This window comes from Terriglobales bacterium (assembly GCA_035691485.1).
In the GTDB taxonomy this organism is placed as follows: Bacteria; Acidobacteriota; Terriglobia; order Terriglobales; family Acidobacteriaceae; genus JAIQGF01.
Window position 1 is genome coordinate 19,216 of sequence record DASSIZ010000107.1, and the last position, 8,614, is coordinate 27,829.

General features: G+C 61.7%; 9 protein-coding genes and 1 tRNA gene. 1 reads left to right on the top strand and 9 read right to left on the bottom strand.

Going from position 1 to position 8,614, the window contains the following annotated elements; genetic code table 11:
• Positions 1-3 precede the first annotated feature (3 nt).
• The 5 genes from VFI82_13595 to dsrA are packed head-to-tail and all read right to left on the bottom strand — an operon-like array spanning position 4 to position 4,291.
• On the bottom strand, positions 4-429 hold the full coding sequence (locus VFI82_13595) for an RsbRD N-terminal domain-containing protein (GenBank protein HET7185719.1): 426 nt from the start codon (positions 427-429) through the stop codon (positions 4-6).
• A 25-nt stretch (positions 430-454) separates the two neighbouring features.
• A complete protein-coding gene (locus tag VFI82_13600; GenBank protein ID HET7185720.1) occupies positions 455-772 on the bottom strand; it encodes a TusE/DsrC/DsvC family sulfur relay protein in 318 nt (105 codons plus the stop codon).
• Between the two features lie 15 nt (positions 773-787).
• Positions 788-1,981 carry an FAD-dependent oxidoreductase gene (locus tag VFI82_13605; GenBank protein ID HET7185721.1) on the bottom strand — a complete coding sequence of 398 codons (1,194 nt, stop codon included), beginning with the start codon at positions 1,979-1,981 and terminating at the stop codon, positions 788-790.
• 31 nt (positions 1,982-2,012) lie between these two features.
• Positions 2,013-3,098, bottom strand: coding sequence for a dissimilatory-type sulfite reductase subunit beta (gene dsrB, locus VFI82_13610; GenBank protein ID HET7185722.1), 1,086 nt, complete (start codon positions 3,096-3,098; stop codon positions 2,013-2,015).
• Entirely contained in the window at positions 3,095-4,291 is a 1,197-nt protein-coding gene (gene dsrA, locus VFI82_13615; protein ID HET7185723.1) for a dissimilatory-type sulfite reductase subunit alpha, read from the bottom strand. The genes dsrB and dsrA overlap by 4 nt, the downstream gene beginning before the upstream one ends.
• A gap of 289 nt (positions 4,292-4,580) precedes the next feature.
• Between dsrA and VFI82_13620 the strand changes: the two genes are divergently transcribed.
• On the top strand, positions 4,581-5,189 hold the full coding sequence (locus VFI82_13620; protein HET7185724.1) for a bifunctional precorrin-2 dehydrogenase/sirohydrochlorin ferrochelatase: 609 nt from the start codon (positions 4,581-4,583) through the stop codon (positions 5,187-5,189).
• Between the two features lie 9 nt (positions 5,190-5,198).
• Here the strand turns inward: VFI82_13620 and VFI82_13625 are convergent, their stop codons facing one another.
• The 4 genes from VFI82_13625 to VFI82_13640 all read right to left on the bottom strand — a co-directional run bounded on the left by VFI82_13625 (position 5,199) and on the right by VFI82_13640 (position 8,387).
• Positions 5,199-6,800: a (Fe-S)-binding protein gene (locus VFI82_13625; protein HET7185725.1), complete on the bottom strand. Its 1,602-nt coding sequence runs from the start codon at positions 6,798-6,800 to the stop codon at positions 5,199-5,201.
• On the bottom strand, positions 6,797-7,720 hold the full coding sequence (locus VFI82_13630) for a respiratory nitrate reductase subunit gamma (GenBank protein ID HET7185726.1): 924 nt from the start codon (positions 7,718-7,720) through the stop codon (positions 6,797-6,799). Before VFI82_13630 ends, VFI82_13625 begins: the two co-directional genes overlap by 4 nt.
• Positions 7,721-8,027: 307 nt before the next feature.
• Positions 8,028-8,097 (bottom strand) — tRNA-Phe (locus VFI82_13635).
• Between the two features lie 92 nt (positions 8,098-8,189).
• Positions 8,190-8,387: a hypothetical protein gene (locus VFI82_13640; GenBank protein HET7185727.1), complete on the bottom strand. Its 198-nt coding sequence runs from the start codon at positions 8,385-8,387 to the stop codon at positions 8,190-8,192.
• Positions 8,388-8,614: the final 227 nt, after the last annotated feature.

The following is an 8,614-nucleotide window of genomic DNA, read 5'->3' on the forward strand; positions in this document are numbered from 1 at the left end:
ACCTCATTTGCGAACAAGCGCCGGCCGCACCCGCATCCTGCGCCCGGCCTCACCGGCGCGAACCTCGGCAATCTGCTCGCGGCATTTCATATACTGGTCGAAGGCCATAAGCGCGAGCTGATCGATGCGCGCCTCGATCATGGCCGGCCTTGGCGGGTTCGATCCGAGCAGAATGGACCGCACCAGGAAAACAAAACCGACGGCTTCGCTGGGCGTGAAATCCTGCACCACACGCATGCGTACGATCATGTCCAGCGCCGGCGCGATGTTCGCGGCGTTCATGTCGCCCAGCAATTCCTGCAGCAGAATCGCCATGCCGCTGCGCAACGCGTGGCCTACAGGGTTGCGGAAGCGGTCCTTTTCCGACGCCAGGAACCGGGAGGCCAGGTGCGGATAGGATTCCAGGGTTTGCGCGAACCAATGCTCCACAAGCTCATCGCTGCTCACCATGACATCACACGCAGCCCGTTGGTTTGGGCAGTCCTGCCAGCTTGCACGCACCCTTGGCCGGGCCCGACGGGAACAACTGGTAAATCTCGTTGAGCTTGTATCCCGTCTCCTTGCACAGCTTCCGCACCATGGGCGCAATGCCGAACTGGAGATAGTAGTTGCGGATGTAATTGATCACCTTCCAGTGCCCCTCGGTGAGGTCGGTGACCGCTTCCGTTTGCGCGAAATCCTTGGCCACGTCTTGATTCCAGCGTTCAGGTTCCTGCAGGAATCCGTCTTCATCCACTTCGTACTTCCGTCCTTCGATTTCGAATACCGGCACCGTCTGACCTCGCTCTCAGTTGAGCTCGATGTATCCGCAAGGGCATGCTTCCGCGCACTTCTTGCAGCCGTTGCAGAGTTCGAGCTTGATCTTGTAATGCTCACCTGGGGGAAGTTTCACGAAGCAATTGGCGCTGCAGTACATCCAGCAGGTTTCGCAGTCCATGCACATGCCGCACGACATGCAGCGCTTGACCTCTTCGATCGCCTCTGCTTCGGAGAGACCCAGCCTTGGCAGCAGCTCGGCGTGCGGCGCCGCCGTCGGATACCAATCGAGCTTCATCTGCTCATGCTTGATCACGGGTGGAGGCGTAGCTTTGCTCACCGGCTGGCTCGCACGCAGAAAAACTTGAATCGCTTCCGCCACGGCGCGTCCCTGGGCAATAGCGGGGCTGATGGTGTTGGCGACCCGCGCGTCAAACTCGCTTACTTCCGCATAGGGGCCCATGGGAGGTTCGGTGGGAGGCCCGCCCACGATGGCGGCGCCTTCTGCGTCGCGTTGCGGCGCGAGCTGCGATGCCTTCTGCAGACCCATGGCGAAGTACACGGCGGCGTGATTGCGGCGAAGGTCGGCTAAAGTTACCTCTCGCCCGACCGCCGTGCCGCACTTGATCTGCACCCCGAGGTCGAGCACGTTGCCAATTTCGGCGTCCAGCACTTCACCCGGGATCATGCTGCGCGGCATTCGATAGCGCATCATGCCGCCAGGTTGCGGCGCAGCATCGAACAAAGTGACCGCATAGCCCCGCCGCGCCATGTGGTAGGCGCACGAGAGTCCGGCCGGGCCGGCCCCCACGACAGCAACCTTGTCAGCACACGCGACATTCAGCTTTGTGAGCTTGAACCCGTGCGTGATCGCGTAATCACCCAGGAACCGCTCGATCAGGTGGATAGCGACCGCTCCATCCTTCGCCTTGCGGTTGCAGGCGGCTTCGCAGGGATGCTGGCAAACTCTGCCGCAAACCGCGGGAAAGGGATTGCGCTCGGTAATTTGCTTCCACGCCAGTTCGAATGCCTGCGGCGCCGTCCGGCCGTGCACCTGATGCTGCGCGATGCTGACCAGCACATCGCGAATTTCGTTGCCGTGAGGACAACGGTCGGCACAAGGCGGCGTTCTTTCGACGTAGCGGGGGCGCAACGGGCTGATTTCGCCAGTTCCCGCTGTCGCCCCCTTGATGACCGGCTTCTTGACTTCCTTAAACAGCCCCATGTGCCCTTACCTGCCTTACCGCGGGCTGCGTTCAGTACCTGATCTGCGCCGATCGCGCGTACGTCAGACCGGCATGCTTGAAATCATCAATGTGATAACGCGTGAACTCGAACCCGGTCAGTTGGAAGAACCGCGGCCAGCCAATACGCTCGATCCACTCGCCAACACGTTCGTACTTGCGGGCGCCCTTGGCGTACACGTCCACGATCTTCACCACCGCATCCACCACCTCTGGCCAGCGCGGCGGATTGTTGGGAAGAAACGGGACCGCCAGTTTGGAGAACCTGGGCGCGCTGCGCGCGTTGCTCACCTTGCCGCCCACCCAGATGGAAAGCCCGTCGTGCTCGGCATCGTTCATCGGCATCGCCGGGCACACGGTGTAGCAGTTGCCGCAAAACATGCACTGCTCCTCGATCAACTCCACCGAGGGCTTGCCCTCATAGGTCGCCGGCCGGATCGCGCCCGTGGGGCAGGATGCGATCAACGTCGGCACCTCGCACACCTTGGGCAGCAGCTCCTTGTTAACTTTCGGAGGAATGGTATGGATGCCGAGGATGGCAATGTCGGAGCAATGCACCGCGCCGCACATGTTCAGGCAGCAGGCCAGCGCCAGACGCAACTTCGCCGGCAGGTCGTGGTGCGTGAAGCGCTCGTAGAGCGCGTCCATCACCGCTTTCACGATTCCTGACGCGTCGGTGGCCGCCGAGTGGCAGTGGATCCACCCTTGCGTGTGCACGACGTTGCTGAGCGAGTTCGCCGTCCCGCCCACCGGGAAGCCCAACTCCGACAGCTCGTTCTTGAGCGGCACGATATTGTTCTTATCCTCGAGCAGGAACTCGATATTGTTGCGGCTCGTAAACCGCAGGTGCCCGCCGCAGTACTGGTCCGCCAGGTCGGCGAACTTGCGCAGCGTTTGCACTGCCATCAGCCGCGGCGTGGCGGCGCGTACCGTGTAGAGCCGGTCGCCGGACTCGGCAACATGGCAGAGCACGCCCGGCCCCAGCACTTCGTGAAACTTCCATTGGCCGTAGTTCTTCTTCACCAGCGGCGGCAGGAACTTTTCGTAATGCGGCGGACCAATGTCAGTGATGCGTGGAGTTTTCGCTGCCGTCGTCATTGCGCGCCTCCATTCTTGGCTTCGAAGAAGATGTAGGGATTATCCCGCGGCGCCGTCACCATCTCCGGCACCGGGTCCAGCCCGATACCGTCCAGGAACGCCGACATGCCGACGCGCTGGATCAACTCGCCCACGCGCTCGCGGTTGTTGCCGTATTCATCCCAGAAGTCCCAAATGCGTTTGAGCAGTTCCTTGAGCGTGCCCAGTAACTCGGCGGCGGGAACGAACGGGACGAGCACGGAGGAAAGCAGCGCGCCCTGCATGATCGGCGCCTTGGCTCCGATCATCACCACCGCGCCTCTAACCTTGCCGGGCCGCAGCGCTTTCGGCAGCACGTTGATGCAGTGCATGCAGTGCACGCATTCGCGATCGTCGATGGAAAGCTTCTTGCCGTCCCAGCCCATGGTTTTCGTGGGACAGAGGTCGCAGACCTCTTTCTGGATATCGACGCTGGCGGCGTAGTTCGCCACCTCCGCATCGTCAACCTGGATCTTGTCCTTCCAGGTGCCGATGATGGACAGGTCGGCGCGCGCCACCGAAGCCACGCAATCGTTGGGGCAGGCAGCGCACTTGATCTTGAACTTGTATGGAAACGCCGGCCGGTGGAGTTCATCCTGGTACGCGATGGTCAGGTCGTAACAGAGCTTCATCGCGTCGTAGCAGGCCCACTCGCACCGCGCCATGCCGACGCAGCAGGAGGGTGTGCGCATCGCCGAACCGGACCCGCCAAGGTCGAACCCGTTCTGCGCCAGTTCCTGGAAGGCGGGCTCGAGTTGGTCGGTGGTCGTGCCCAGCAGGATGATGTCGCCGGTGGAGCCGTGCATGTTGGTCAGCCCCGAACCGTGGCGCTCCCAGATGTCGGCGATTTTTCGCAGAGCATCGCTGGTGTAAAACCACCCCGCGGGATGATTCACGCGCATGGTGTGGAAGTGAGCGACGCTGGGGACCTCGGCGGCGACGTCGCTGTAGCGGCCGATCACGCCTCCGCCGTAGCCTAGTACGCCGACCATCCCGCCGTGCTTCCAGTGTCCTTTCCTCTCTTTGTAGGAGAGTTCCAGCTGCTGGAGCAGGCCCGCCGCCTTGTCGCTGGCTTCGGCGGCAGACTTGATTTCCTTGACGAAGCTGGGCCAGGGCCCCGTTTCCAGCTGGTCGAGCAACTCTGTCTTCGGCTTTCCGTTCTTAGCATCGGCCATTGGTTTCTCCCTTGCGCGTACCCGGATTTCTGCGGGCGGCAAATCCTGTAACAAGTCAGCCTAGGCCGGAAGTTGCGCCGATAATGTGATAGGGGTCAAATTCTGATGTGATGACGCCGACATCACTGCACGGCGAGTCCGCAATCACGACTGGCGTGTGACCTGTGACACGCGGGGCCGGTCGTCTCCAGAACACCGTCAAAACCACTGTTGGCACGGCTGTCGCTCAGGTACCATGATGCCGGCGCCACGTTCGCCGCCGAGGAATGAGATGGACCTCTTTCCCATTATGGTCAGGCTGGACTCAAGAAAGTGCGTTGTTGTCGGCGCCGGCGAAATTGCCGTGGCAAAGACGACCACCCTGCTGGGTTGCGGCGCACAGGTCACGGTGATCGCTCCCCACGCCACCGGCCCGGTCCAGCAGCTGGCGCGCGAAGGAAAATTGACATGGCGCCGCCGCGAATTTGCTCCTCACGACCTCGATGGCGCGTTCCTCGTGATTGCCGCCACCAATTCCCCGGCAGTCAATGAACAGGTTTTTCGCGGCGGCAAGGAGCGCGGAGTGTTGTGCAACGTGGTCGACGATCCCGAGCACTGTGATTTTTACTACCCCGCTGTCGTGCACCGGGGGCCGCTGCAGATCGCCATCTCCACCGGCGGGCACAGCCCCGCGCTCGCACATCGGCTGCGTGTCGATTTGGAGCGGCAGTTTGGCCCGGAGTATGAAGAGTGGGTGAAGCAGGTGGGCCGTGAGCGTCGAAAGATCATGGCGCTCGACATCTCTGAAGATCGCCGCCGCGAACTCCTGGAGCGGATCGCAAGCCGCGAAGCATATGAGGATTTTGTTCGCCGCAACGCGGCTGCGGAGAAGGCCGGCCCTACCTCCGGCGGCTGCTGAACTCGCAGCTCATCGCCACTCCCACTCAATGAAGCCGGGCTTCACGTCCACCATCGCATTCACGATCAGCTCCGCTAGGCCGCCGTAAAGAATCCGGTTCTGTTCCCACAGCTTGTAGTACGCCAGCATGTCGCGGAACTGGCCCTTGCAGTTACTGCAGGGCGCGCAGAGATATTTAGGGGTTTCCGGTTCCAGGCAGTCGGAAAATGCGTTCAGCACTTGCTCCAGCTTCTTGCGGCCGGCGACGTGGAAGCGCCAGTCGGGGAAATTGTGCCCGCTCATGATGGCGAAACCGCTGCCGCCGCCGCAGCAGTAATTGTTCACGCCGTGCGGCTCCATTTCCCGGAAACGTGGGCACAGGGCGCGCACCACTTCGCGTTGCGGCTCGACCACGCCCATCAGCCGCACCACGTTGCAGGGATCGTGCAACGTCACGGGAAAGTCATTGCGCGAAGGATCGAACTTGATTCGCCCGCTCATGACGATGTCGCGCAGCAGCGTGAGGGAACTTTCGCGCGGGATGTTCAGGTCGCCGCTGAGCAGACGGTCGGCGACAACGCACAGCGCCTTGTGCGCGTGGCCACATTCCCCGATGACGATCTTCTTGACCCCAAGTTTCCGCGCGATTTCGGCGTGTTGCAAGGCGACGCGGGCGAACTGTACGTCGTCGTACCACAGGCCGTAATTGATGGAATCGTAGCCCACCAGCTCCGACGACATGGTCCAGTTCACTCCCGCCATGCTCAGGATCAGCGCGAAGGCGCCCGGATTCTCCGGCCACGCCATGATCTCGCCGGCGTTATGAATCAGCAGAACATCGGCGCCTTTGACGTCCCATGGGGTGTGCACCTCGATGCCGGTCCTCTCGCTGATGTCCTCATCAAGGAAGGCGATGTTGTCCTTCACCACCTCCGGGCTCATGCCGGTTGACGAGCCAACTTTCAACTGCAGCATCGATCCTTGCTGGTGCAGTTCCTTGGCCGCGATTCCCATTTCCTGGCTGAACAGCTTTCTGAGTTCGTGGGCGACCAGCCCGTTGTCGGCGCCGATCGGGCACGTCTGCGCACAGCGGCGGCACAGATTGCACCGGTACGACAATTCAATCAGCCGCGCCACCAGCGGCCAATTCAATTCTATGTCGCCATGTTGCCACGCTGAGATCAGGCCGCCGTGCTTGACGTACTTGCAATAGAGCCGCCGCAGGAGTTCCGAACGAAACACGGGGCGGTAGAGTTCGTTCCTGCCGCTGGCTTCAAAGATATGGCACGATTCCGCGCACGTCTGGCAGTGCGTGCAGTGCTCCATGGTCAGCAAGAGCGGCTGTAGAAACGTCCAGTTGTTCTCCCGGGTAAACAATTTTTCTAACCCGGAGAGGAACTGCGCCACCAGGCGCTGCTCTTCGGCCGCCGTTTTCGGTTGCGGGACGCTGACCGCGCAAGTGTCATCCAGTCCGCATTCGTATTTGTCCCGGATCTGCGGCGCGAGGGCTCCCCACGCCCGGTCCAGGCGGTCCAGCGGCGCAGGCAGAGGCATCAGGTCACTGTTCTCGATATGGGCGACAGGTTCGCGATCGGGGCGGGAAACATCCCTGATGCTCAACAGGCTTTTCACTGGCGAACCTCCTGCGCGGGGTTCGTCGCCGCAATCTCCGCCCAGGTCTTGTGCCCATCGGCCCCGATGTGCGCCGCCGCCCAGGTCGGCTTGTAGGCCACAGACCCGGCGACGTTCTCTTCGACCCGCCCGCCGCGCAAGTTGGCGCGGTCATCCCAGCGCACAGCGTGGTAGGTGAAGTACTTCGCGATGAAGTGCGCCATGTGCGTGAACGGTATGTAGGCAAGCAGCACCGAAGCCAGTATCAGGCCAACTCCGAAGCCGGTGCTGACGGCCAGCGACGTGTCGAACGTCGCCAAGCCCCGCAGGACCGCGCTGGCGCTGGCTGTCCCTGCGCCGCGAACCAGATATCCTGCGGCGACCAGTCCGTACGTCAGGATGAAAAAGTGCAGATTGAAAATGTCGGCCGCGCTGGTGTAGTTCTTCAGTTCAGGATCGGTAAGACGGTGGAACAAGAGCGCTACAGCTCCGCACAACGTCAACGCGAATCCGGCGTAAGCCGTGGTGTGGTACAAGCCGCGCATCCAGAAAACGAACTTCGGATGCGATGGTCCGCCAAACCACGCCACTGCGGCCATCAGCAACCCTGTGGCGAACGTCAGGTAGAGGCCGGCATGGAACAGGAACGACGCGTACCAAAGCGGCCGGTTGAATTCCCACAGTCCTTTCAGGAAGGCGATTTCCGGGAACATGGCGCGCAACTCGCCGCGCCAGTTGAAGTGTGGCGGCTTGGTCCACCGGTTGCTGGTTTCGAACGAGGAACCACCGTGCGCGGTGCGTTCGGCGTCATCATGCGGAATCGGGTACAACTCCCATCGCAGGTGGATCGGCGCCCGTGCATACTGCATCACGCGGCGAATGCATCCGGCGAGAAAGATCAGTAAGCCAAGATAAATGCCGACGTAAACTGCAACTGTCATACCTGCCTCCGGACAGTGCGCAGGTCCGGGTTGCAATTGCTTTCCTACCCGCCACAGCGTACCTCCTGACCTCGCCCGGCGGTGTGACCTGCATCACGTTCCGTGGCCCAAGGCCGTGCGCCGTGTCCCGCCATGCCTCGGCGCTTCAGCAAAGCAGTTCTACAATATTCTCGTTCCGGCCGGGGTCGAGCACATCCCGTCCCGTCGCGATGCGTCGGTGTGCAGTGACTGCCGCCGTCAGGGCAGCCCATGGCAATCACAGCCTTGCGAGTCTAACCGTCAGATCAATTAGGCAGGAGGTGCGGGATGGTGGCCAGGGACGGAATCGAACCGCCGACGCCAGCCTTTTCAGGGCTGCGCTCACTTCACGCGGAGCCGCATCAACAGCGGCGTCGCGTGAGCCCTGGTCACTGAGCGGTCACACAATAAAGGGAGTGTCGTTCGCCAAGGATTAAAGCTTTATCCGCGTTCACAGCGGCACGTCTTCATCGGTGATCAGCAAGGTCTCTTGCGTGATTGCCTGATCTACCAGGCCCTTCAATTGCCGAAGGCGGGCGAGCCCAGCTCGGCGCACCCGGTCAACAAAGCCGGCGAGTTCGGCATAGCGCACATCTCGGAGCCTCGGCGCCGAATTGAAATCGAGAGCGAGCTGGCCGACCGCAGCCATTTCTTCATCTCCGCTGAGTTATGACGGCGTGAATCGACTCGTTGCAAATGCCGCAGCAGTTTTCCAGTTCGCACTTGTGAGTGCCGAGCATGCACAGCTGACTGGGCGCGCAGTAGACCGCCATCACGAAATGGACCGCGGCGACTGTGTGGCATCTTCGACGCGCTCGAGGCGCAGCGCCGGTGCCTTGGCTTTTACGATGACAGCGTTAGCAAACATCCGCCGCA

Excerpts from the sequence above, each read along its gene's own strand:
- dsrB (HET7185722.1), bottom strand. The coding sequence starts at position 3,098 with ATGACGACGGCAGCGAAAACTCCACGCATCACTGACATTGGTCCGCCG.
- VFI82_13605 (HET7185721.1), bottom strand. The coding sequence starts at position 1,981 with ATGGGGCTGTTTAAGGAAGTCAAGAAGCCGGTCATCAAGGGGGCGACA.
- VFI82_13640 (HET7185727.1), bottom strand. The coding sequence starts at position 8,387 with ATGGCTGCGGTCGGCCAGCTCGCTCTCGATTTCAATTCGGCGCCGAGG.
- VFI82_13630 (HET7185726.1), bottom strand. The coding sequence starts at position 7,720 with ATGACAGTTGCAGTTTACGTCGGCATTTATCTTGGCTTACTGATCTTT.
- VFI82_13620 (HET7185724.1), top strand. The coding sequence starts at position 4,581 with ATGGTCAGGCTGGACTCAAGAAAGTGCGTTGTTGTCGGCGCCGGCGAA.
- dsrA (HET7185723.1), bottom strand. The coding sequence starts at position 4,291 with ATGGCCGATGCTAAGAACGGAAAGCCGAAGACAGAGTTGCTCGACCAG.